Origin of the sequence: Phaeovulum sp. (assembly GCF_030684035.1) — a bacterium.
Taxonomy (GTDB): domain Bacteria; phylum Pseudomonadota; class Alphaproteobacteria; order Rhodobacterales; family Rhodobacteraceae; genus UBA6213.
The window spans coordinates 68,181-89,498 of sequence record NZ_JAUXPI010000062.1 but is presented as its reverse complement, the minus strand read 5'-3'; the positions used below and the strand labels follow the sequence as shown (position 1 = coordinate 89,498).

Here is a 21,318-nt window from a genome sequence, read left to right as displayed (position 1 = left end):
GGCAGAGGCCCCTCCCCGCCTGCGCGCTCAGCGCAGATTGCCGTCGAAGCTGAAAGAGGCCCCATAGGCCGCCCAGTCGTAGCTGGTCACGCCATTGCGTGCGCTGCCCGCATAGGCGGCAAGCCCCGGCAGCCCGAAAAGCCGCACCGCACCACCCGCGGCACCAATCACGCCCGCGTGGCGCGCCGCCTCGCAGATGTCGCTGTCGGTGACATAGGGGTTTGAACCCCAGACCGGCCCGACCGCTGCCGCACCGGTGGCGGCACAGACACAATCATGCGTGGTGGCACCCACCGGAAACTTGCCGCAGACCGGACCTGAAGCAAGCGGCACCGGAACCGGTTCGACGGCCAGGTTCACCACGAACTCGATCGACGAGGAATAGGAACCCCAGTCGCTCGAGGTGATGCCATTCTGGGTGGTGGACGGGTATTTTTCCAGCCCCGGACGCGCCACGGCAAAGATATCGCCGCCGCCCGCCCCGATCACCCCGGCATGGCGCGCCGCGGTGCAAAGATCACTGTCGGAGGTATAGGTGCCGCTGCCCCAGACCGCGCCGTCGAAATCGCCCGGCGCGCAGGAGCAGGCGTATTCGACCTTGTCCGACGGGAAATAGTAGTCGCATCCCGGCAGCCGCGCGATGACCGCCTGCCCCGGCAGATAGAATTCGATGCTTTCCGAATACGATCCCCACTCGCTCGAGGTAATGCCGTTCTGTGCGGTCGATGGGTAGTTTGCCTGCCCGGGCTGTACGACAGCACGAATATTGCCGCCAGCCTTGCCGATCATGCCCGCGTGTTTTGCGGCGGTGCACAGGTCGCTGTCGGAAGTATAAAGCCCGGTGCCCCAGATCGAACCGTCGCCGCGGCCCGGCGGGCAAAAGCAGCTATACTCCGTCTGCCCCGACGGATAACTGTAATTGCATTCTGGCAGGGCCTGCGCCGCTGCCATTTGCGCCGAGGCGAACACCCCGAGGATCAGCACCAGCGCCCCAGCGAGCATGGCCGGAATTCGGTGTGTTGTTAAAGTGATGCGGGCGAACATGTCAAATCTCCTCCATCAATGCGCTTCCGCGTGACCGGCGCGATGCTACGCCGCAACCCGGCTTTTGGGAAAGAGAAATTCGCGCCGCCAAGCATGCTTGCGTGGCCGCCCGCCCGCCCCTATATTGGGCAGGTCCGGGGCAACCCGGACTATGGACATAAACGCGCTCGTAATACGCGGATCGGACCCGGGGGCGGTACCCGGCGGCTCCACCAGATACTCCCTCATTGGGGGCGGAGGGGGCCGAAACAGGATCGACGAACGTCTAAAGGGGTTATGCTTTGTCTCGGTGAGCTACCACCGTTATCGGTGCAAAAGTACAGTTGCCAATGACAACCGTGCTCCGGCAATGGCTCTGGCTGCGTAAGCAGTTCGGGTCGCCGAAACTAAGCCCTTGCGCCTAGCAGCGTAAGGCGGGGTCCGCAGGCACCTGGCAACAGAAGCCTGCACCTTCCCCTTCCCCTCGCTGCAATTTCATTTGCCCGAACCAGACCTGCGGCGCAGGCTTGGGGTCATGCTGCGCGCCCTCGCCATCGCCCTGACGTTTCTGGCCGCCCCGGCGCGCGGCTGTGATACGGCGTTGCTGCTGGCGATCGACATCTCCGGCTCGATCGACAGTGCTGAATATGCGCTACAGGTGCAGGGCCTTGCCGATGCGCTGGCCGATCCGCGTGTGCGCGAGGCGCTGTTGGCGGGTCAGGTGGCGGTTTCGGTCATGCAATGGTCTGGAGTTGACCAGCAGGCAATGGTTCTGCCGTGGCGACGGATGTTCGACACGGGCGAAATCGCGCGTTTTGCCGCCGAAACCAGAACGCTGCCGCGCATCTTCGCCGCTTCTGATACCGCGGTGGGCGGCGCACTGGCCTTTGCGACCGCGCAATTTTCCGAGGTGCCCGATTGCCAGCGCCGGGTGATCGACATCTCCGGCGACGGTCCCGAAAACGCGGGGTTCACCGTCACCGCCGCCCGCGCCTACGCCATCGCCCAGGGCATCGAGATCAACGCCATCGCGATCGAGGATTTTGGTGCCTCGGCTCCGATCACCGCCTTTTACCAGCGTTGGGTCATTAGCCGCGGCGGGTTCGTGATGACCGCGCGCGGCCTGCGCGATTACCCCCGCGCGATCCGCGCCAAACTGCTGCGCGAGCTTGAAAAGCCGATGGGCTGAATGCGGCTGCCTTGACCTGCGGACCGGGTCTTGCTATCGCTGGCGCATGGGGTAGGCGACAGCACCCCGTGAGGCCAAGGCCCAAGCGTCGCATCCACTGAAATGTACTCAGAAAGGATGCAGCCATGCCTGCCCCCGACGAAATGACCGTTGCGCAGCTTGACCGGTTGATCGGAACCCCCAATTGCCCGGCCATTGTCGATGTATCGACCGACGCCGATTTTGCGGCCGACCCGTTCCTGATCCCCGGCGCGTTTCGCCACCCGCACTCAGAACCACAGGCACTTGTTGCCCGGCTGGGCGGGCAGCCTGTCGTCGCCAGTTGCCAACAAGGGCGCAAGCTCAGTCAGGGGCTGGTCGCCTGGTTGCGCGCCGAAGGGATTTCGGCGCACTACCTGTCGGGCGGGATGTTTGCGTGGCGCGATACCCCCGGATCGCTGCGCGTACCTGCCGCAGTAATCCCCGCGCCGATCGGCGGCGCGACGCTCTGGGTGACCCGACACCGGCCAAAGATCGATCGCATCGCCTGCCCCTGGCTGATCCGTCGCTTCATCGACCCCGGCGCGCGATTCCTGTTCGTAGCGCCCGCCGAGGTGGTTGGCGTGGCCAAGCGTTTTGGTGCCACCCCCTTCGACGTCGAGGGCGTGCATTTCAGCCACCGCGGCGAGACCTGCACGTTCGACACGATGCTGGCCGAGTTTGCCCTGTCTTCGCCCGCGTTGGCCCGGTTGGCGCTGGTCATTCGCGGGGCCGATACCGATCGGCACGATCTGCACCCCGCGGCGGCGGGGCTGTTGGCCATCTCCGTCGGGCTGTCACGCCAATACCGCGACGACACCGCGCAGCTGCAGGCCGGAATCGCGCTCTACGACGCGCTTTACCGTTGGGCGCGCGATGGTTTTGACGAGGGGCACGATTGGCCGGCCGGGCGTTCCGCATGACGGCGCTGCCGGAGCTATTCGCGACTTTCGGCAAGATCGGCGTCAACTCCTTTGGCGGCCCGGCGGCGCAGATCGCGGTGATGCACCGCGTGCTGGTCGATGAGAAGCGCTGGTTGAGCGAAGCCGAATTTCTGCGCGCGCTGTCGTTTTGCATGTTGTTGCCGGGGCCCGAGGCAATGCAACTGGCAACCTACGCGGGCTGGCAACAGCGCGGCAGGACCGGTGGGTTGATTGCGGGCGGGCTGTTCGTGCTTCCCGGTGCCGCGCTCATCCTCGCGCTGGCGGCGGCCTATGTGGCCTTTGGCAGCGTGCCGCTGGTTGCCGGGTTGTTTTTCGGCGTTAAAGCCTGCGTCGCGGTGATCGTGATCGAAGCCCTGCTGCGGATGTCGCGGCGCGCGTTACGGGCAAGCACCGACCGCGCGCTGGCCCTTGCCGCTTTGGTGGCAATTTTCGCCTTTGCGGTGCCCTTCCCGGCGATCATCGTGATTGCGGCGCTGATCGGGGCGGCGATGGGTGGTCACGCCCACACCCCTGTTCCCGAAACCAGCCGCCGCCGCCAAGGCGGGGCCAAAACGCTCGGCATCCTTGGTACGGGCCTGGCGATCTGGTTCGCGCCGCTGGCGGTGCTGGCGCTTGCCGGGCAAACACTGCTGGTCGAAATTGGCCTCTATTTCTCGAAGCTCGCGGTGGTTACCTTTGGCGGCGCTTATGCGGTGCTGGGGTACATGACCCAGACCGTGGTGCAGCAGTATGGCTGGGTCACCACCGGGCAGATGATTGACGCATTGGGGATGGCCGAGACAACCCCGGGACCGCTGATACTGGTCACCGAATTCGTGGGCTTTCTGGCGGGCCACGGGGCGGGGGGCGCGGCACTTGGTGTGGCAGCGGCTGCGCTGACGCTTTGGGTTACGTTCGTGCCCTGTTTTGTGTGGATTTTCACCTTCGCGCCCGCCATCGACCGCATCGCCGCGCGCCCACGGCTGGGGGCGGCACTGCGGGGCATCACGGCGGCGGTGGTGGGCGTGGTGGCCAACCTCGCGCTCTGGTTCGCGCTCGCCGTGTTGTTCGGGCCGACCGCGCCATTTGTGGCCGGGCCGCTGCGGCTGCCGATGCCCGACTTTGCGAGCCTCGATTTGCGCGCGCTGGCGCTTGGCGTTGCGGCGGCGGTGATGTTGTTGCGGTTGCGTTGGCCCATGACACTGGTGCTTGCGCTGTCGGCCATCGCGGGTGCAGTTCTCGCCGCCTGAGCCCTTCCAATCGCAAGCGAATCCCTTATGCTGCGGCAAACCCGAGACAGACCCAGAGGCCCCCATGACGCGCAGCATCGATTACGGCAACCTGATGCACCGGGCGATGCGCGGGCTCATTCAGGAAGTGCTGGAAGATGTCGGGGCGCAGGGCCTGCCGGGCGAACACCACTTTTTCATCACATTCGATACCCGCCACCCGGATGCGAAGCTGGCAAACTGGCTGCGCGCCCGCTACCCGGCGGAAATGACCATCGTGATCCAGCACTGGTTTGAAAATCTGGTGGTGGAGCCTGAGGGCTTTGCGATCACGCTCAACTTCGGCGACAACCCGGAGCCGCTCTACATTCCCTTCGACGCGGTGCGCACCTTTGTTGACCCCTCGGTAGAGTTCGGCCTGCGTTTCGAAACGCAAGAGAGCGATGACGGCGAAGAGGAAGACGACGAGGCAGACGAGGCCGGTGCCTCGCGCGGCAATGCCGAGGTGGTCTCGCTTGATAAATGGCGCAAGTAGCGCCCGGTATACCGCCGCATACTGATTTACAACGCCCCACCGCCGCCGTATGAACCCCTGACCGCATTCAGGAGGCGCATATGTCTGCTACCCGCACCGAAACCGACAGCTTCGGCCCGCTCCAAGTGCCCGCCGACAAATACTGGGGGGCGCAAACGCAGCGCTCGATCCAGAACTTTCCGATCGGGTGGGAACGGCAGCCCATAGCAATCGTGCGCGCGCTCGGGGTGATCAAGAAGGCCTGCGCCGAGGTCAATATGGCCACAGGTGCGATCGATGCGAAACTCGGCATGGCAATTTCGGCAGCGGCTTCCGAGGTGATGGCCGGCAAGTTTGATGACAACTTTCCGCTGGTGGTCTGGCAAACCGGCTCGGGCACGCAGTCGAACATGAACGCCAACGAGGTGATCTCGAACCGCGCCATCGAGATGCTGGACGGGGTGCGGGGTTCCAAGAAGCCGGTGCACCCGAATGACCACGTGAACATGGGGCAATCGTCGAACGACACCTTCCCTACCGCGATGCATGTGGCAATCGGCATGATGGCGCGCGACGTGCTGCTGCCCGGCCTCGAAAAGCTGCACGCCGCACTCGCCGCAAAATCGGTCGAGTTCAAGGACATCATCAAGATCGGTAGAACCCACACGCAGGACGCGACTCCGCTCACGCTTGGTCAGGAGTTTTCGGGCTATGCGCATCAGGTGGCGCAGGGGATCATGCGGGTGAAAAAGATCCTGCCCGAGATCTACGAGCTTGCGCAGGGTGGAACCGCGGTCGGCACCGGGCTCAACACCAAGAAGGGATGGGATCTGGCGATTGCCGCGAAGATCGCCGAAATCACCGACTTGCCCTTCGTCACCGCCCCCAACAAGTTCGAGGCGCTGGCAGCGCATGACGCCATGGTGATGTTCTCGGGCGCGTTGAAAACCGTCGCTGCAAGCCTGTTCAAGATCGCCAACGACCTGCGGCTCTTGGGTTCGGGCCCGCGCTCGGGGCTTGGCGAGTTGATCCTGCCGGAAAACGAGCCGGGATCGTCGATCATGCCGGGCAAGGTCAACCCGACGCAGGCCGAGGCGCTGACCATGGTCTGCGCGCATGTCATGGGCAATGATGCGGCGGTAGGTTTCGCCGGATCGCAAGGCCATTTCGAGCTGAACGTCTATAACCCGATGATGGCCTACAATGTGCTCCAGTCGATGCAGCTTCTGGGCGATGCGGCGGGGTCTTTCACCGACAACATGGTTGTGGGCACCAAGGCCAACACCGTGCGGATCGAAAAGCTGATGAGGGAATCGCTGATGCTGGTCACGGCTCTGGCACCGACCATTGGCTACGACGCCGCCACCAAGGTCGCCAAGACCGCCCACAAGAACGGCACCACTTTGCGCGAAGAGGCGATTGCACTTGGCTATGTCGATGGCGACACGTTCGACCGCATCGTGCGCCCCGAACAGATGGTCGGCCCCGAGGACTGAAATGGCCGAGGTGGTGAACCTTCGGACCGCGAAAAAGCGCTTTGCGCGCGCAAAGAACGCCGCGCGGGGCGAGAGCAACGCTGTGAAATTTGGCCGGACGAAGGCCGAGGTGCGGCTTGCGAAGGCCGAGGCGGCCCGCGCCAAGGCCGCGCTCGATGGGCATCGGCGCGACCCATGAGCCGCCCCGAAAAGCACTCGCTCACCCTCGCGGGGCACCGAACCAGTGTTTCGCTCGAACCCGAATTCTGGGCTGCCTTTCGTGAGATCGCTACGAAATCCGGCAAAGGTATCAACGCGCTCGCCGCTGAAATTGATGCGGCACGCGACACTAGCACCGGGCTTGCCTCGGCAATCCGGCTGCACATCCTCGCAGAATTGCGCAAACCCTGATCCTGCTTTGGTCCAAATATCCGCCCGCCGCAGGCGGCCCGCGAAAGCGGGCTCAGGCGAAGGGCAGCGCGCTGCGCACCGCGCGCTCACAATGCGCCGCCAGCGCCTTGCGGCTTTCAAATGCCTCCACCCGCACGGCTTCGTGAAACACCACCTCGATTTCGCCCTGCCGCCAGCGCGCCAATACCTGCATGAGATGTGGCGCAAGCTCCATGTCGGCCCACCAGCCATAAAACCGCGGGTCTGCGCCCTCCGGGGCGCGGTAAATCAGGCTGATCGGCAGCACCCACATTTCACGGCCTGGGCTGGCGCTGAAGAATGCACTGAAAAGCGTTGATTTGAAAGGCAGAACCCGGCGACCGTCGGTCGAGGTTCCTTCTGGAAAGAACAGAAGGTGGTGCCCGGCGCGGAGCCTGGTTTCAAACAAGGCCTTCTGCGCCCGAGCCTCGCGAGGATCGCGGCGGATGAACACCGTGCCGGTGGCGCGCGCCAGCCAGCCGATACCCGCCCAGCCCGCCACCTCGGATTTGGCGACGAAATACACCCGCTGGCAGGCATTGAGCGCGAATATGTCAAGCCACGAGGAATGGTTGGCGACCACTGCCCCGATCCGCACCAGCGCGCGACCGGACACGCGATAGCGGATCCCGAGTATGACCAGCGCCGCGCGGCAAACGCCTTGGGTGATCCAGGGCGTCAGCGGGCGGGCGAGGCCGAAAACCGGGCGCTCCAGAAGCCGCACCACCAAGAGCACCGCAAGACCGCCAAAAACCACGGTGCCGAGCAGCAAGCCGCGCAAAAGCCCGAACAGGCGCGCCGCCAGACTCAGCCGCAGAAACGGCGGCTGCGAAGCGTCGCGCCATGTATTCACGCGCGCGCCTCGCGCCTGCGCGCATAGAAGCTGTGGTGGCGTTTGCTCATTGCGGCGGTGTCCATCATCAACAGCACGTCGATGGTATTGAACTCGGTATCGACAAAGGCACCCTCGCCGACGCAGCCGCCAAGCCGCAGATAGGCCTTGATGAGCGCGGGCATCTGCGCCAGCGCCGTTGCGCGATCCAGCGCTTCGGGCGGCATGAGGTCCATCCGCTGAAAATGCTCCGGAAGCGCGTGGGCGCGCAATTCGGCTGGCGCAAGGTGGTGGTGGTGAAGCCAGGCGAGCGGTTCGGCAAGCGCCGCCGCATCGGTGCCGTGGAAACTCGCCACACCGAACATCACCTCGATTTCCTGATCGAGAACATATTCCGAAAGCCCGTTCCAGAGCAGGTACATTGCGGCACTGCCGCGATAGTCGGCATGCACGCAGGAACGCCCAAGCTCCAGCAGCCGCCGCCCGCTTTCCCGCAGCGGCGCAAGATCGTATTCGGCGTCGCAATAGAAACGCCCGAAAGCCTCGGCGCGGTCGCCCGGCAACAGCCGATAGGCACCCACCACATGGTCAAGTGCCGCGGCATCGCGGCGGTCATCGACCAGCACCAGATGGTCGCAGACCGCATCAAAGCTGTCGCGCTCCAGCCGGTCAGCGCGGTCGGCATCGGACGCGGTCGCGCCCAGCTCTTCCACAAACACCATGTAACGCAGCCGCTGCGCCGCCGCGAGATCGACCGGATCGCGCGCAAGACGAAGCTGGAGATGGGTGGTTTCGGGGGACATGTCGCCGTGTGCCATCGGGGTAACCTGCTTCTAGGGTCGGGGGCGGTGTATTGCAAGGGAGGTGCCGCAACTGGAAATGTCGCTGCCCGGGGGCGAAGCTCGCGCACGAGCGTAACAATTTGTTAACCTTGAGGCCCGAAGACGAGTTGAAGCGTCACTACCTTTGCATCCAGCACCTGTTTGCCCGCGTGTTCGAAATTGACCGTAACCTTGCCGTTGATCGCCGACTGCACCTGACCCAGTCCCCAGTCGGGGCGGTCGGGGTGGCGCACCAGCATGCCGGGGTGCAGAATGGCGCTCAAACCTTGCTTTGAAAGGCCGCTCATGGCTGACGATTCCGCTCCCCTGCCCGTCGATCTTGCCGCGCTTGTCGGATCGCGGCTCTGCCACGACCTTATCAGCCCGCTTGGGGCAATCGGCAACGGGGTAGAGCTTCTCATGATGTCGAGCGGCGCTTGCGCCAGCCCGGAATTGCAACTGATCGGGGAAAGCGCGGCCGCCGCCAATGCAAAGCTGAAGTTTTTCCGCGTCGCTTTTGGCCAGGCGGGCGCGGAGCAGCGGCTTGGGCGACCCGAGATCGTGGCGCTCCTGGCGGATCTGGCCCGCAGCGGAAGGCTGAGTTGCGACTGGCAGGCAGAGGGCGATCAGGCGCGGCGCGAAGTCAAGCTGGTGTTTCTTGCGCTGCTCTGCCTCGAGACGGCGCTGCCCTGGGGTGGCACGATCGCGATCACCTCGGCCGGCGGCGGCTGGACGATGCAGGCCAGCGCGCGGCGCAGCAAGCCCGACCCGGAGCTCTGGGCGCATCTGGAAGGGACGGGCGGCGGCGCGCTTGCACCCGCGCAGGTCCAGTTTGCGCTGCTGGCGATCGAATTGGCGCGAACGGGGCGCAAGGCGCGCTGGGAGATATTGGAGACCGGCGCAGCGATCGGCTTCTGAGCCGCGGGGGCCAGCCCCCGCACCCCCGGGGTATTAAAGGCAAAGAAGAAATCAGCGGCGGATCGTGCCATTTCCGGTGACCAGATATTTGAAACTGGTCAACTGCTCGGCACCCACCGGCCCGCGCGCGTGCAGCTTGCCGGTGGCGATGCCAATCTCGGCCCCCATGCCAAACTCGCCGCCATCGGCAAATTGGGTCGAGGCGTTGCGCATCAGGATCGCGGAATCGAGTCGGGTGAAAAAGCGCTCGGCGGTGGCATCGTTTCCGGTCACGATCGATTCGGTGTGGCTCGATCCATAGCGGCGGATGTGGGCTATCGCTTCATCAACCCCGTCGACAAGTTTCGCGGCAATGATCATGTCGAGGAATTCGCGGCCGAAATCATCCGGGGCCGCCTGCACGGTGCCGGGAATTTTCAGCAATTCGCCTGTCGTGCGCACTTCGACCCCCGCTTTCAGCAGATCGTCGATCAGCACCCCGCCGTGCTTCGTGTAGAACTGCCAATCGATCAGCAGGCATTCGGCGGCACCGCAAATGCCGGTGCGGCGGGTCTTGGCGTTCAGCACCACGCGGCGGGCCATTTCAAGCTCGGCGTCACGGTCGACATAGACGTGGCAGATGCCTTCGAGATGGGCAAAGACCGGCACCCGCGCCTCTGCCTGCACCAGCCCCACAAGGCCTTTGCCCCCGCGTGGCACGATGACGTCGATATACCTGGTTGCGCGCAGCAATTCGGCCACCGCCGCGCGGTCGCGTGTCGGCACCAGCTGGATCGCCGCTTCAGGCAAACCCGCCTGCCGCAACCCCTCAAGCAGGCAGGCATGGATCGTCCGCGCGGAATGAAACGCCTCTGACCCGGCGCGCAGGATCACGGCGTTGCCCGCCTTGAGGCAAAGCGCCCCGGCATCGGCGGTGACATTGGGGCGCGATTCGTAGATCACGCCAATCACCCCAAGCGGGGTGCGCACGCGCTGGATATGCAGGCCCGAAGGCATGTCCCATTCGGCCATGACCTGCCCTACCGGATCGGTTTGCGCGGCGACGCTGCGCAGCCCCTCGGCCATGGCAAGGATACGCCGCTCATCAAGCCGCAGTCGGTCCATCATCGCGGGCGAGAGGCCCTTGGCCTCGGCATAGACCTGATCTTCGCAGTTGGCCTCGAAGATCGCGTCGCGCCGAGAGCTGATCGCATCGGCGGCACCGATCAGCGCCGCGTGCTTGCGTTCGTCGCTGGCAAAGGCCAGTTCGGCCGCAGCCGCGCGGGCATCTGCCCCCATCCGGGCGATCAGGTCGGGAATGTCGGTCGTATCGGTCATCTTGGCACCTCGGCCCCGCTATAGCGCGGGCGGCATCTGTGCGAAAGCCTCAGGTGCCGCGCTTTTCCCATAGCTTCACGGCAAGTAGAAGCCAGGGCGCGCCGTGCATCAGCAAATCGAACATGTCCAGCGGCTGGGAAAGCGTTCCAGCGGCCAGCATCTGGAGTTTTTCCCAGACATGCGGCATTGGCACGAAGGGTGCGAGACCAAGCGTCAGCGCCACGATCAGCGCTTCGAGAACCGAAATCCTGGCGTAGAGGCGACGAAGCACGAAATCTCCGGAGTGATCTGGCGCGGTTGACGGGGCTCGAACCCGCGACCCCCGGCGTGACAGGCCGGTACTCTAACCAACTGAGCTACAACCGCGCGATGGCCGCGAGGAGACGGGGAAATGGCGCGGTTGACGGGGCTCGAACCCGCGACCCCCGGCGTGACAGGCCGGTACTCTAACCAACTGAGCTACAACCGCGCATATGCCCGCAGAAACCCTCGTTCCGGCGTGCAGCGGTCTTACTTGCGGTGATTTGCGGCGTCAAGCGGAATGCGGCGCGAAATCTGCGCCGGAAATGCTGCCTCCGGGCCACAGTGTCGGCGGCATCCTGGCAACAGGGCGTGCAGACACTTGGCGGGTATCCGCCGAAGGTTTAGCGTCTGGGCGCGCTCATCGAAAGGGGCCGAAATGGTGCTGCATTCGCGGCGGAGTCTCATGTCGGGGGCCATGCTCTGGGCAGTGTCGACGGGTTTCGGCCTTTCGCCGCAGACCGCGCGGGCCGCAGACTCAAGCGTAGTGCCGCCGCCGGTACCCGTGCTGACGCGCCAGCATGACATCATCGCGGTCAACAGCGTCAGTATTGAACAACCGCTGGTGGCGCTTACCTTTGATGACGGCCCGCACCCGGTGCACACGCCGCGCCTGCTCGATATTCTCAAGGAACGCGGGGTCATCGCCACGTTTTATCTGATCGGCAGAAGTGTTCGCGCATTCCCCGATGTGGCCCGTCGCATTGCCGCCGAAGGCCACGAGATCGGCAATCACACCTGGTCGCATCCGGAGTTATGGGGCCTTGGGGACTATGATGTGTTGCGCGAAATTGACCGAACCAACGAGGTGATCTGGCGCACTGTCGGGCTGCTTCCGGTTACCATGCGCCCGCCCTACGGCGCGATCACCCGCTACCAAAGCCGGATGCTGCATGATACGCGCCTGTTGCCCACGGTGATGTGGTCGGTGGACCCCAGCGACTACAGGCGACCCGGGCCCGACGTTGTGGCCAGCCGGATCATCACCAAGGCACGCAGTGGTGCGATCGTGCTGGCGCATGACATTCATGGCCCCACCGTCGACGCCATGCCCGCCACCATTGACGGGTTGCGCGAACGCGGCTTCAGTTTTGCCAGCATGTCATCGCTGCTGGGTTGGGGCAAATGGGGCAAGGTGCAGATGGCCGCGCTTGATGAACCCGAGTGGCCCGACCAGGACGACTGACCCTGCGCGGCTGCCTGGTGGGTGATGAGAGGGTCGAACTCCCGACATCCTCGGTGTAAACGAGGCGCTCTACCACTGAGCTAATCACCCGTGCCGCCCCAGGCGCGCAGGAAATCTGGTGGGTGATAAGGGATTTGAACCCCTGACATCTTCGATGTGAACGAAGCGCTCTACCGCTGAGCTAATCACCCGGTGGGCGGCGTAATAGCCTCAGTCGTCGGTATCCGCAAGGGATTCGTCTGCCGATTTCTTGCCCTTTCCGGGCTTGGGCGATCCGCCCCGATGCAGCTTGATCACCAGCAGTTCGCCGTCGCTCTGATCCACCTGGCGGCTGACGCGGGCCCGGCCAAAAGGCGGAAGCGCCAGCGATTCGCCCTTGGAAAGCGCCTCGCCGAGCGTTTTCAGCGTGGCATCGACCACCGACTGCGCATCTTTCTTTTTCACCCCCGAGGCCAGCAAAACCCTCGCCAGGAAATCCTTTCGGCGAAGCGTGGGCGCATCGTCGCGCTTGTCGCGACCGGGTTTCGGCGCGGGCTTGGGCACGGCGGCAATCACTGCTTTCGGTGCCGCGGAAACCGCTGCGACGGCTGAAACCCGCGGCGCGGTGGTGGCCTTGGCGGTGACAGCGGGTTTGCCAGCAGCTGCGCGAACTCGGGGCTTTGCCGCAGATTTTGGTTTGGCCGGTTTCGCGGCGGGGGTTGCGCCGGGGCTGGCCGGTTTCGGTGCTTTGCTCATATTGCTATCCGTTGTTTCTGTTCTGGCAACAAACTAGGCCCGATACCTTTAACAATCCACCGCAAACTGCTGCGCATCGGCGCGGCAAGCGTGGCGAAAATGCCATGATCCCTGCTGGTTGCGACTCTGTGACTATTGACGCACTTCAGCGCGCGGTGCAGGGTCCCACGGTCATTCTTCATTCCGCCTGGGAGCTAATTCATGCGCAACCTGATGCTCGCCGCCTGCGTGCTTGCCACCACCGCCTCCGCCGCCCTGGCTGGCGGCTATGTCGCCCCGGTTGTCGAGGCGAAGCCGGTTGTTGTGGCCTCGCCGACCTCCAACCCGTCGGTGTTCCCGGTGATTGTGCTGGTGCTTGTCGGCCTGGTCTACGCCACGTCTTCACGCGGCAACAAATAACAATTTCACGGCGCGGGTGACTGCCCGCGCTCGCCAGTTCCTGGCTCGGCCTTGTCGAGCCGACCTGGGCAAGGGCGGTTGCTTCGGGTTGTTCTGGGCGCGATCCTGCCCGTTTTGGCCCAGGCGTGTGAAACCCGCCACAATTGGCTGCCATTTTTGCCGATCAATACTTTGGCGTTGACCTATAGCAAGGGCATGGTAACGCTTCCGGCAAGTCGCAAATCAACCTCAGGAGAATCCCATGCGCAAACTGCTTTCTGCTCTCATTCTGGCGGGCACCGCCACCACCGCCGCCGCCGGTGGCTATGTCGCCCCGGTGGTCGAACCCGCCCCGGTGGTCGTTCAGAAGAGCTCGTCGAGCTCGAGCATCTGGATCCCGATCGCGATCCTCGTGCTGATCGGCCTCGCCGTTTCGCACCACGGCGACAAAGGCGAGTATTGATCCTACCAGCTTTCGGGCGGGTATGAATGCGGCGCGCCCTTGGGGCGCGCCGTTTTTCTTGCTGGCTGAATGGCCCCGGGCAATCGCTGCGCCAGATTCATGGCATTGTCGCAACACTCGGCACGGCTCGAATTGGCAGAGGCGAGCATGATTGACGGTTAACCCAGCGCGGTGCGAGAATACCCCCGTGTTCTTGCTTGGTAATCGGAGAAAACCCATGCGCAAACTGCTTATCGCCACCGCCCTTTCGGCCTTCGCCACCTCGGCGCTCGCCGGCGGCTACGTTGCCCCGGTCGTCGAAGCGGCCCCGGTCGTTGTCGCCAAAAGCTCGTCGAGCTCGGGCATCTGGATCCCGATAGCGATCCTCGTGCTGATCGGTCTCGCCGTTTCGCACCACGGCCACGACGAGAATCGGGGCTGAGCCAAGGTTCGCTTGAGCGTCCAACTGAAAACGGGGCGTGCTGCAAAGCGCGCCCTTTTTGCCAAAAACGCCTGACAAATGCCCTGACACTGGCAGCACAGCTTGACCGGGCGGAGCCGTTGTGAATACCTCCACTCATGCATCAGCCATGACGGAGAAACCCATGCGCAAACTGCTTATCGCCACCGCCCTTTCGGCCTTCGCCACCTCGGCGCTCGCCGGCGGCTACGTTGCCCCGGTGGTCGAACCCGCCCCGGTGGTCGTTCAGAAAAGCTCGTCGAGCTCGAGCATCTGGATCCCGATCGCGATCCTCGTGCTGATCGGTCTCGCCGTTTCGCACCACGGGCATGATGATGAGCCCTTGCAGACTGGCCCCTGATCTGAGCCGATTGGCATTTTGAGCTACAGAACCAGTCCAAAATAGGGCGCACCCCTTCGGGGTGTGCCTTTTTTGTTGCAACAGGCGCTGCTCCTGCCCTGTCCACTTGACCTGGCGATTGCCCATGCGGGAAACTCCAGCATTCGTCAATTGTGAGGAAACCCATGCGTAACCTGTTTCTTGCGGCTACCGTCGCCGCGCTGACCTCTACCTCGGCGCTGGCGGGCGGCTATGTTGCCCCCGTCGTCGAAGCCGCCCCGATCGTCGTGGCCAAAAGCTCGTCAAGCTCGAGCATCTGGATTCCGATCGCGATTCTGGTGCTGATCGGCCTCGCCGTTTCGCACCACGGGCATGATGGTGAGCCGAATAACACGTACGATGGACCGCCCGTGTAATCCGAACACCAAATTCGGTGCCGTTTGCAGAATGACTTTCGGGCGCGCCCTCTCCGGGTGCGACCGTTTGCTTTCGACATTACCACCGTGCGAATTCCTGCTTGACCCAAGCGAGCGGTCGCGCGACGCTGCACCATCTGGCCCGTTCACGAGGTAACACGATGCGCAACCTGCTTCTTGCCACCACACTCGCAGCCCTTACCGCCACCACCGCACTCGCGGGCGGCTATGTTGCCCCGGTGGTCGAACCCGCCCCGGTGGTCGTTCAGAAAAGCTCGTCAAGCTCGGGCATCTGGATTCCGATCGCGATTCTGGTGCTGATCGGCCTCGCTGTTTCGCACCACAGGAATGATGATGCGCAGCCGCAAGACAGCGACATTCGCCTGAAGACCGACATCACCCGCGTTGGCACTGCGGCAAACGGGCTGCCGCTTTACCATTTTCGCTATCGCGGCCTGCCGACGGTCTATGAAGGCGTGATGGCGCAGGACGTGTTGCAGCATTTCCCCGAAGCGGTGGTAACGCGGCCCGGCGGGATACTGGCGGTCAACTACGGAATGCTCGGGCTTGAAATGAAGATCGTCCACTAGAGTCTGTCTGGCGCAGATAGACGCGCCAGACAGACTCTCGCTTCTTGATTTGCGCCTGTCTTGCGACAAAACCGGTGCCCACTTTTGTCGGACAGGCTCTAGCGGAGCGCCGCTGCCAGCCGCCCGATGTGGGCGCTGACATGCGACACCCAGTCCGGCCCCGGTTGCCGCGCGGCAAGGGTGGCGGCAAGGGGGTCGGCGGCGCGAACAGCAGTTCCCGACATTTCCTCAAGCACCGCATGGCCACAAAACGGCACATGCACCTCGGCATAGCCGCCCTCGTGCACCGCCACGAGCCGCCCCGCGCATAGCCGGTCTGCCGCGTCCAAGAGCGCCCGGGTCATCAGCCTGAAGGTTTCGGAAGTGGCGAGCATTCGGCCCAGCGGATCCACCGCCGAGGCATCATAGCCGCAGGCGATGATGATCGCCTCGGGGTGGAAAGCCTCCAGCGCGGGCAGCACCAGCCGCTCGATCGCTTCAAGATAGCTTGCGTGGCCAGAGCCGGGCGGCAGCGGAATGTTGAGGTTGGCCCCAAGCCCGGCACCGGCACCCCGCGCCTCGGCACCGCCGGTATCGAGCGGAAAGTTGCGCTCCTGATGCAGCGAGATGGTCAGCACCTGCGGGTCATCGTAAAAGACCGCTTCGGTGCCGTTGCCGTGGTGCACATCCCAGTCAACCACCGCGATGCGCCGCGCGAGGCCTGCGGCCTGCGCTGCGCGGATGGCCACGGCTATGTTGTTGAGCAGGCAAAACCCCATCGGCTGGGCAGGCAGGCAGTGGTGACCGGGCGGGCGCGAGAGGGCATAGGCGTTGGCCGCGCGCCCCTCAAGCACCGCAATCAGCGCCGCCTTCGCCAGACCGGCCGAAAGTGCTGCAATTTCATAGCCGCCCGCGCCAAAGGGCGCGCGTGGCCCCATCTCGCCGCCGCCCGCATCGGAGGCCGCCTTGAAACTGTCGAGATAGCTTGCCGGGTGAACCCGCAAGAGATCGGCGCGGCTTGCCTCGGGCGCGCTCTGTTCGGCAAGCTCCGCCAGCAGGCCGGTGACGCGCAAGAGGTTCACCAGCCGCCGCTTGGTTTCCGGGCTTTCGGGCAAGCCGCCGCCCGGCTGCACCAGCCCGCCCACCGGCAGCAAAAAGGCATAATTGCCGCCGCCATGCCAGAGGCAGCGCTCATCATGGAAAAACGCGGTGGTCATTGGGCGCTCCCTTGGCTCTGGCGGCAAGACTAGCGGCGCGCTAAAGAGGCCGCCAGAGGAGATGCGATGGCCGAGCTAGCCCATCTTGCGCAACCAGGGACCGAGTTTGCGGTGCGGGTGACGCCGAAAGCGTCGCGCAATGCGGTGGTCGCCGAGGCCGGGGTGATCCGGGTTTATGTGACCGTGGTGCCCGAGGATGGCAAGGCGACGGCGGCGGTGGTCAAGCTGCTGGCCAAGGCGCTTGGCGTGGCAAAAACCCGGTTGACGCTGCTGCGCGGTGAAACCTCGCGCGACAAGCTGTTCCGGCTCGACTGACCTATTCGGATTTGGGCGAGCCGTCGGGCCGCAACCGATATGCCCCTTCGGGCAGGTTGAGTGCCGCCGCGAGCTCGCGCAGCTGTGCCTCGCTCAGCACCACCACCAGTTCCTCGCCGGTCTCGGGGTCGAGCTGTTCGATGGTCACGCAATCCTCATAGGCGCGGATGATGACATCTTCATTCAGCCCCTCTTCGGGGCGGTCGCCCTCGTCGATGAGGGTGATGACGGTGGCGTCGAATTCGTGCTCGATGGTGAACATGCCGCGAAGCTAAAGCGATTTCGCGGCAATGGGAACCCGTGGCGGGGCAAGGATCGCCACCAAAAGCAGCGCGAAGGACCAAGTGCTTGCCGCCGCCGCCGCAACCTTGATCTGAATCATGGCGCTGCGGCGCTGTTTACACCGATCCTGTTCCCATAGCCGTCGCCACGGAGTGAAAACTTGCCTGCTTCGCGAACCCTTCACCGTCACGCCGCGTTGCTCAGCCGCATGGCGGAAAGCCTCGGTCTCGATCTGAGCGAGGCGCTGATGCAGGGAGTGCTCGCAGGCGAGGACTGGCGCAATGCGGTGCTGCGCTGCACCAGTTGCGAAGACCCCGAAGCCTGCCTTGCCTGGCTTGCCGGGTTCGACAGCGCCGCACCGCTGCCCACGGCACCCGAGATGTGCCGCAACGCTGGCCTGTTCGATACGCTGCGGCGCGAAACCGTGGCCGGAGACGGCAAATGATGAACCGCGCGGGCGATGCCGATCTGCATTTCTGGATTACCCTTGGCATGGCGCGGCGGCAGGGCATCAGCCTTAACGAGATGCTGAGCGACGGGGTGCTGACGCGGGGCGACGTGGCCGAGATGGTGGCACGCTGCCGCAACTGCAACGGCATGCAGGGTTGCCTTGCGTTTCTTTCGGAGCACCCTGATCGCGCCTCCGCTGCACCCGACTGGTGCCGCAACGCGCAGCTTTTGGCGGAACTGCGCGCGATCAGCTGACCGGGGACTGAATGCGCCCAACACGGCATCTGGCGCGGCGAAGCGCCCTCGCTTAGGCTTGCAAGCAGCAAAGTCTGGGGGGCGATATGTTGAAATGGCTCGGTGCCGAGGTGTGGCGGTTGCGCAATACCTTCGTCTGGTCCTGGCAGGGCTGGGCGGCTGCCTGGGCAAGCGAGAAGTCGCTGCGGCAATGGACGGCGGTGCATGTGATCTCGGTGCTGCTTGCCTGCCTGCTCGACATCGAGACCGCCGAGCGCGCGGTGATCATCGGGCTCGGCTTTGTGCTGCTTGCGGCGGAACTGATGAATACCGGCCTTGAGGAAGTGGTGGATTATTTGTCCACCAAGACCGATCCGCGCGCCAAGAAGGCGAAAGACTGCGGCTCGGCAGCGGTGGCGCTGAGCGCGATCGCGGGCGGGGCGGCGTGGCTGGTGGTGCTGATCGGCTGAGCGCAGGCTCAGGGCAGGGCGCGCAGCAGGCGCACGTCCATGCGCCCCGGCTTTTCGGCCAGACCCGAGACGATGGTAAGCATCAGCGCTTCGCCATCGCGGCGCAACGCAAGCGTGGCGATGCCTTCGCCCTGCAATTGCAGGCCATCAGGTTCCAGCGTGCCGATGAGCAGCGGGGGAAGGGTGGCGGGCGGCTCCATGCGGTTTGCCGCGCTGATCGCGCTGCCCGCACCGGCACTGATTTCCAGCCCGAACACGTCAGAGCCTTCGGAACTGGCGCAGCGCCCGTCAACCACGGTGGTGCCGCGCGCCGTGCTGGCAAAACCGATCTTGCAGCGGATCCGGCCCGGCTCGGTATCGCCGCGGGTGAAGGTGCCGCTGCCTTGCCAATCGCCGGTCAGATCGCCAAGCCGCAGCACGTCACCTGCGGCGGCGACCCCGGCAAGGGCAGAAAGCGCAAGCGCCAGCGCGAGGCGGTGAAAACGGGTCATTTGAGGCTCCATCGCACGAGGCCGGGCAGTAGGAACACCGACGAAACCATAGCCAGCACCAGCGCCAGCCCCACCAGTATGCCAAAGGTGGCCACCGAGGGCATCGACGACAAGAGCACCACCGAAAACCCACCCAGCAGCAGCACCGTGGTGGTGATGATCGGCGGTGCCGCATGGGCAAGCGCCAATGTCACCCTTGCGGCAAGCGGGCCGGGCGGCGCAAGGCGGAAGCGGTTGAGCAGATGGATGCTGTTGTCCACCGCGATGCCGAAAGCAACCGTGGTGGCGATGGCCGAGGTCAGCGATACCTGCTGGCCGGAAAGGTAGAGCCAGGCATCAACGCAAAGGATGGGTATGACGTTCGGCAGCACCGACACCAGCGCCAGCCGCGCTGAGCCGAGCAGCAGCCAGATCAGCCCGGTTATGGCAAGGATCGACAGGTAGAAGCCGAGCCGAAGCTTGCCGATCAGCCCCGGCAGTTCCTCGATCATCACCAGGCTGAAACCGCGCACCGCCACCTTGTCGGCAAGGCCAAGCTCGGCAAAGCGGGCGCTCAGCCGGGCATGCGTTGCCTTCAGTTGCGCGCCGCCATCGCTTTCCACCGCCATTGCCAGCGGCAGCGCATAGGAAAGCCGGTCTTCGGCGACGAAGCGGCGCAGGAGCGGCGTGCCCGCGCCGCTTTCCGCCCAGGCGGCGAGCGCATCGGCATTGCCGGCACCCGGCCCGTAGAGCTCGGCCGCGACACTCGCCAGCAGTGCCTTGTCGGCGGCGGATATGCCCGCCACACCATCGGTGTCATCGATGATTACCTGCAGGCTGTCGCTGGCCAGCCCAAGCCTTCCCAAGTCGTCGAGCGTCAGCCCGACATCGGTCTTGCGCGGCAGGTATTCGGTCAGGCTGAAACTGGTGGTGATGCGGGATTCCATTGCCAGCAAGGCGGCGGCAAGCACCAGCGTTGCCAGCACCACCCGGCGCGGATGCCCGGCCGCCGCCTTTGCCGCGCCGAGCGCCAGCGCAAAGCGCGGCAACGTGCGGCGCAATTCTCCATGCCGGGTACCAAGCGCGGCGAAGAGCAGCGGAAACGCCAGCGCTACCGCAACGAAGGTGAGCGCCATGCCGACCGCGCCCGCCATCGACAGGTTGGAAAGCGCCGGGGCCTGCACCACCAGCAGGCTCAGGAAAGCGACCGCGGTGGTCAGGCTGGTCATGAAGGCCGCGGGCAAGGTCTGCGCCTGCGCCTGCACCACCGCCTCGGCATCGTCGCGCCCGGTCTCGGCGGCGACCGAGGCATGGTAAAGGTGGATGCAATCGGAAAACGACAAGACGATGAGCACCGTCGGCACCACCGCCATGAACTGGTCCATCGCAATGCCCGCCCAGCCGATCCAGCCGAAGAACCAGCTCAGCCCGACAAGTGGCGGCAGGCCGCAGATCACCGCCGCGCGCCACGAGCCGAAAAGCCAGAAGGTGATCAGCAGGCAAATGGTGACCGAGGCGGGGGTGAGCCAGATCTGGTCGCGGATCAGGCCGAAGGCGATGGTGCGCTGCATCTCGCCAAGCCCCGCCGGGCGCAGCGTCAGCCCCTGCGGCGGCAGGGCGACCATGGGTGCGATGGCCGCCGCCACCTTGGCGTTGCTGTACCCGGAAGCAGGCATCACCAGCACCAGCGTTGCCGCAAGGTCAACCGAGATCATTTCGGCGGCGGTCGGGTTTTCTGCGCGCAGCGTGGCAAGGCGCTCGGCCACATCAAGCCCGCGCGCGGTGGCGGATTTGAGCCAGGCGCGGCCAGGATCGGTGGCATCGGGCATCGAAAAGATGCTGAGCGTTGCGGCAACGCCGGGGCTGAGGTTCAGCTCGATCAGCAGGTCTTCCAGCGCCGCAAGCCGGTCACCTTCGGCCAGCGTGCCTTTGTCGGCGGCCACCACATAGACCTCGTCGCGCGAAAACGGCGCGAAGCGGCGCTCGACCTCGCTCCAGGCCATGTAATTGGGCGAATTGCCGTGCAAAAGCGCTGCCATGTCGATCTCGGCACGCACCCGGATGGCACCAAAGGCGGCGGCAAGGGTGACAAGCGCGAGTGCTAGAATGGCGATGCGCCGATGCGCCTGCCAGGCTCGCAGCAGTCGCGCCAGATCGGGAAGCCGCATCCAGTTCTCCCAAGCCCTGCGCCTTCACGGCGGGCCAAAGCCCTGCGGGATCGCGGGCAGCGGCAGGTAAGAGGAAATCGGCTGCGGGTTCAAGCGGTGAGATCGCCGCTGCCTCGGCCACGCGGGCGACGCTGCGGAACTGGTTGCGCTCCCATTTCGTAATGGACCAATGCAACGGCTCCGCCTAATGTGCCCCCA

At 64.7% G+C, this 21,318-nt stretch carries 30 protein-coding genes, 4 tRNA genes and 1 other RNA gene; 20 read left to right on the top strand and 15 right to left on the bottom strand.

Annotated elements, in window-relative coordinates:
* Positions 1-27 precede the first annotated feature (27 nt).
* Entirely contained in the window at positions 28-1,044 is a 1,017-nt protein-coding gene (locus Q8J98_RS14430) for an LCCL domain-containing protein (protein ID WP_305294978.1), read from the bottom strand.
* Between the two features lie 93 nt (positions 1,045-1,137).
* Between Q8J98_RS14430 and ssrA the strand changes: the two genes are divergently transcribed.
* The 8 genes from ssrA to Q8J98_RS14390 all read left to right on the top strand — a co-directional run bounded on the left by ssrA (position 1,138) and on the right by Q8J98_RS14390 (position 6,782).
* Positions 1,138-1,495: a transfer-messenger RNA gene (gene ssrA / locus Q8J98_RS14425) on the top strand.
* A 63-nt stretch (positions 1,496-1,558) separates the two neighbouring features.
* Positions 1,559-2,212: a DUF1194 domain-containing protein gene (locus Q8J98_RS14420; protein ID WP_305294977.1), complete on the top strand. Its 654-nt coding sequence runs from the start codon at positions 1,559-1,561 to the stop codon at positions 2,210-2,212.
* A 125-nt stretch (positions 2,213-2,337) separates the two neighbouring features.
* Positions 2,338-3,153 (top strand): sulfurtransferase/chromate resistance protein, encoded by an 816-nt coding sequence (locus Q8J98_RS14415; RefSeq protein WP_305294976.1) that lies wholly within the window; start codon positions 2,338-2,340, stop codon positions 3,151-3,153.
* Entirely contained in the window at positions 3,150-4,403 is a 1,254-nt protein-coding gene (gene chrA / locus Q8J98_RS14410) for a chromate efflux transporter (RefSeq protein WP_305294975.1), read from the top strand. Before Q8J98_RS14415 ends, chrA begins: the two co-directional genes overlap by 4 nt.
* Positions 4,404-4,467: 64 nt before the next feature.
* Positions 4,468-4,917, top strand: coding sequence for an SspB family protein (locus Q8J98_RS14405; protein ID WP_305294974.1), 450 nt, complete (start codon positions 4,468-4,470; stop codon positions 4,915-4,917).
* An 80-nt stretch (positions 4,918-4,997) separates the two neighbouring features.
* Positions 4,998-6,392 carry a class II fumarate hydratase gene (gene fumC, locus Q8J98_RS14400; protein ID WP_305294973.1) on the top strand — a complete coding sequence of 465 codons (1,395 nt, stop codon included), beginning with the start codon at positions 4,998-5,000 and terminating at the stop codon, positions 6,390-6,392.
* Positions 6,328-6,570, top strand: a complete 243-nt coding sequence (locus tag Q8J98_RS14395; protein ID WP_370868108.1) for a DUF4169 family protein — start codon at positions 6,328-6,330, stop codon at positions 6,568-6,570. Before fumC ends, Q8J98_RS14395 begins: the two co-directional genes overlap by 65 nt.
* Positions 6,567-6,782, top strand: a complete 216-nt coding sequence (locus Q8J98_RS14390) for a ribbon-helix-helix domain-containing protein (RefSeq protein ID WP_305294971.1) — start codon at positions 6,567-6,569, stop codon at positions 6,780-6,782. The genes Q8J98_RS14395 and Q8J98_RS14390 overlap by 4 nt, the downstream gene beginning before the upstream one ends.
* A 52-nt stretch (positions 6,783-6,834) precedes the next feature.
* On the opposite strand, the gene Q8J98_RS14385 is transcribed toward Q8J98_RS14390, so the two are convergent.
* The 3 genes from Q8J98_RS14385 to Q8J98_RS14375 all read right to left on the bottom strand — a co-directional run bounded on the left by Q8J98_RS14385 (position 6,835) and on the right by Q8J98_RS14375 (position 8,761).
* Positions 6,835-7,653 carry a lysophospholipid acyltransferase family protein gene (locus Q8J98_RS14385; RefSeq protein WP_370868107.1) on the bottom strand — a complete coding sequence of 273 codons (819 nt, stop codon included), beginning with the start codon at positions 7,651-7,653 and terminating at the stop codon, positions 6,835-6,837.
* Complete coding sequence (locus Q8J98_RS14380; RefSeq protein ID WP_305294980.1) at positions 7,650-8,435, bottom strand: GNAT family N-acetyltransferase; 786 nt, start codon at positions 8,433-8,435, stop codon at positions 7,650-7,652. The genes Q8J98_RS14385 and Q8J98_RS14380 overlap by 4 nt, the downstream gene beginning before the upstream one ends.
* Positions 8,436-8,557: 122 nt before the next feature.
* Complete coding sequence (locus Q8J98_RS14375; protein WP_305185166.1) at positions 8,558-8,761, bottom strand: DUF3553 domain-containing protein; 204 nt, start codon at positions 8,759-8,761, stop codon at positions 8,558-8,560.
* Between Q8J98_RS14375 and Q8J98_RS14370 the strand changes: the two genes are divergently transcribed.
* Entirely contained in the window at positions 8,760-9,371 is a 612-nt protein-coding gene (locus Q8J98_RS14370; protein WP_305294970.1) for a histidine phosphotransferase family protein, read from the top strand. The genes Q8J98_RS14375 and Q8J98_RS14370 overlap by 2 nt on opposite strands.
* A 51-nt stretch (positions 9,372-9,422) precedes the next feature.
* Here the strand turns inward: Q8J98_RS14370 and Q8J98_RS14365 are convergent, their stop codons facing one another.
* The 4 genes from Q8J98_RS14365 to Q8J98_RS14350 all read right to left on the bottom strand — a co-directional run bounded on the left by Q8J98_RS14365 (position 9,423) and on the right by Q8J98_RS14350 (position 11,157).
* Positions 9,423-10,688 (bottom strand): glutamate-5-semialdehyde dehydrogenase, encoded by a 1,266-nt coding sequence (locus Q8J98_RS14365; RefSeq protein ID WP_305185168.1) that lies wholly within the window; start codon positions 10,686-10,688, stop codon positions 9,423-9,425.
* Positions 10,689-10,737: 49 nt separating this feature from the next.
* Complete coding sequence (locus Q8J98_RS14360) at positions 10,738-10,959, bottom strand: RND transporter (RefSeq protein WP_305294969.1); 222 nt, start codon at positions 10,957-10,959, stop codon at positions 10,738-10,740.
* An 18-nt stretch (positions 10,960-10,977) separates the two neighbouring features.
* Positions 10,978-11,054, bottom strand: a tRNA-Asp gene (locus Q8J98_RS14355).
* Between the two features lie 26 nt (positions 11,055-11,080).
* Positions 11,081-11,157 (bottom strand) — tRNA-Asp (locus Q8J98_RS14350).
* Positions 11,158-11,367: 210 nt separating this feature from the next.
* Here Q8J98_RS14350 and Q8J98_RS14345 point away from each other — a divergent pair.
* Complete coding sequence (locus Q8J98_RS14345) at positions 11,368-12,174, top strand: polysaccharide deacetylase family protein (RefSeq protein ID WP_305294968.1); 807 nt, start codon at positions 11,368-11,370, stop codon at positions 12,172-12,174.
* 15 nt (positions 12,175-12,189) lie between these two features.
* On the opposite strand, the gene Q8J98_RS14340 is transcribed toward Q8J98_RS14345, so the two are convergent.
* The 3 genes from Q8J98_RS14340 to Q8J98_RS14330 all read right to left on the bottom strand — a co-directional run bounded on the left by Q8J98_RS14340 (position 12,190) and on the right by Q8J98_RS14330 (position 12,909).
* Positions 12,190-12,264 (bottom strand) — tRNA-Val (locus Q8J98_RS14340).
* A 26-nt stretch (positions 12,265-12,290) separates the two neighbouring features.
* A tRNA-Val gene (locus Q8J98_RS14335) sits at positions 12,291-12,365 on the bottom strand.
* Positions 12,366-12,384: 19 nt separating this feature from the next.
* Positions 12,385-12,909 carry an HU family DNA-binding protein gene (locus Q8J98_RS14330; protein ID WP_305185171.1) on the bottom strand — a complete coding sequence of 175 codons (525 nt, stop codon included), beginning with the start codon at positions 12,907-12,909 and terminating at the stop codon, positions 12,385-12,387.
* Between the two features lie 201 nt (positions 12,910-13,110).
* On the opposite strand from Q8J98_RS14330, the gene Q8J98_RS14325 reads away from it, so the two are divergent.
* From Q8J98_RS14325 to Q8J98_RS14300, 6 genes are all read left to right on the top strand, one after another.
* The gene (locus Q8J98_RS14325; RefSeq protein WP_305294967.1) at positions 13,111-13,308 is read left to right on the top strand and encodes a hypothetical protein; all 198 of its coding nucleotides are present in this window, start codon (positions 13,111-13,113) and stop codon (positions 13,306-13,308) included.
* Between the two features lie 241 nt (positions 13,309-13,549).
* Entirely contained in the window at positions 13,550-13,750 is a 201-nt protein-coding gene (locus Q8J98_RS14320) for a hypothetical protein (protein ID WP_305294966.1), read from the top strand.
* Positions 13,751-13,967: 217 nt separating this feature from the next.
* Positions 13,968-14,171: a hypothetical protein gene (locus Q8J98_RS14315; protein WP_305294965.1), complete on the top strand. Its 204-nt coding sequence runs from the start codon at positions 13,968-13,970 to the stop codon at positions 14,169-14,171.
* A 163-nt stretch (positions 14,172-14,334) separates the two neighbouring features.
* The gene (locus Q8J98_RS14310; protein ID WP_305294964.1) at positions 14,335-14,550 is read left to right on the top strand and encodes a hypothetical protein; all 216 of its coding nucleotides are present in this window, start codon (positions 14,335-14,337) and stop codon (positions 14,548-14,550) included.
* Between the two features lie 164 nt (positions 14,551-14,714).
* Positions 14,715-14,945, top strand: a complete 231-nt coding sequence (locus Q8J98_RS14305; RefSeq protein ID WP_305294963.1) for a hypothetical protein — start codon at positions 14,715-14,717, stop codon at positions 14,943-14,945.
* 161 nt (positions 14,946-15,106) lie between these two features.
* Positions 15,107-15,535 carry a tail fiber domain-containing protein gene (locus Q8J98_RS14300; RefSeq protein ID WP_305185178.1) on the top strand — a complete coding sequence of 143 codons (429 nt, stop codon included), beginning with the start codon at positions 15,107-15,109 and terminating at the stop codon, positions 15,533-15,535.
* Positions 15,536-15,633: 98 nt separating this feature from the next.
* Here Q8J98_RS14300 and Q8J98_RS14295 read toward each other — a convergent pair whose 3' ends face one another.
* The gene (locus Q8J98_RS14295; RefSeq protein WP_305294962.1) at positions 15,634-16,731 is read right to left on the bottom strand and encodes a class II histone deacetylase; all 1,098 of its coding nucleotides are present in this window, start codon (positions 16,729-16,731) and stop codon (positions 15,634-15,636) included.
* Between the two features lie 66 nt (positions 16,732-16,797).
* Between Q8J98_RS14295 and Q8J98_RS14290 the strand changes: the two genes are divergently transcribed.
* Complete coding sequence (locus Q8J98_RS14290; protein WP_305185771.1) at positions 16,798-17,046, top strand: DUF167 domain-containing protein; 249 nt, start codon at positions 16,798-16,800, stop codon at positions 17,044-17,046.
* 1 nt (position 17,047) lies between these two features.
* Here Q8J98_RS14290 and Q8J98_RS14285 read toward each other — a convergent pair whose 3' ends face one another.
* A complete protein-coding gene (locus tag Q8J98_RS14285) occupies positions 17,048-17,308 on the bottom strand; it encodes a hypothetical protein (RefSeq protein WP_305185770.1) in 261 nt (86 codons plus the stop codon).
* 180 nt (positions 17,309-17,488) lie between these two features.
* Between Q8J98_RS14285 and Q8J98_RS14280 the strand changes: the two genes are divergently transcribed.
* The 3 genes from Q8J98_RS14280 (at position 17,489) to Q8J98_RS14270 (ending at position 18,482) form a co-directional block, all read left to right on the top strand.
* On the top strand, positions 17,489-17,773 hold the full coding sequence (locus Q8J98_RS14280) for a DUF6455 family protein (protein WP_305294961.1): 285 nt from the start codon (positions 17,489-17,491) through the stop codon (positions 17,771-17,773).
* Positions 17,770-18,033, top strand: a complete 264-nt coding sequence (locus tag Q8J98_RS14275; protein ID WP_305294960.1) for a DUF6455 family protein — start codon at positions 17,770-17,772, stop codon at positions 18,031-18,033. The genes Q8J98_RS14280 and Q8J98_RS14275 overlap by 4 nt, the downstream gene beginning before the upstream one ends.
* An 86-nt stretch (positions 18,034-18,119) precedes the next feature.
* On the top strand, positions 18,120-18,482 hold the full coding sequence (locus Q8J98_RS14270; protein WP_305185767.1) for a diacylglycerol kinase: 363 nt from the start codon (positions 18,120-18,122) through the stop codon (positions 18,480-18,482).
* A gap of 8 nt (positions 18,483-18,490) precedes the next feature.
* On the opposite strand, the gene Q8J98_RS14265 is transcribed toward Q8J98_RS14270, so the two are convergent.
* The gene (locus Q8J98_RS14265; protein ID WP_305294959.1) at positions 18,491-18,973 is read right to left on the bottom strand and encodes a hypothetical protein; all 483 of its coding nucleotides are present in this window, start codon (positions 18,971-18,973) and stop codon (positions 18,491-18,493) included.
* Positions 18,970-21,120, bottom strand: coding sequence for an RND family transporter (locus Q8J98_RS14260; RefSeq protein ID WP_305294958.1), 2,151 nt, complete (start codon positions 21,118-21,120; stop codon positions 18,970-18,972). Before Q8J98_RS14260 ends, Q8J98_RS14265 begins: the two co-directional genes overlap by 4 nt.
* Between the last annotated feature and the right edge of the window lie 198 nt (positions 21,121-21,318).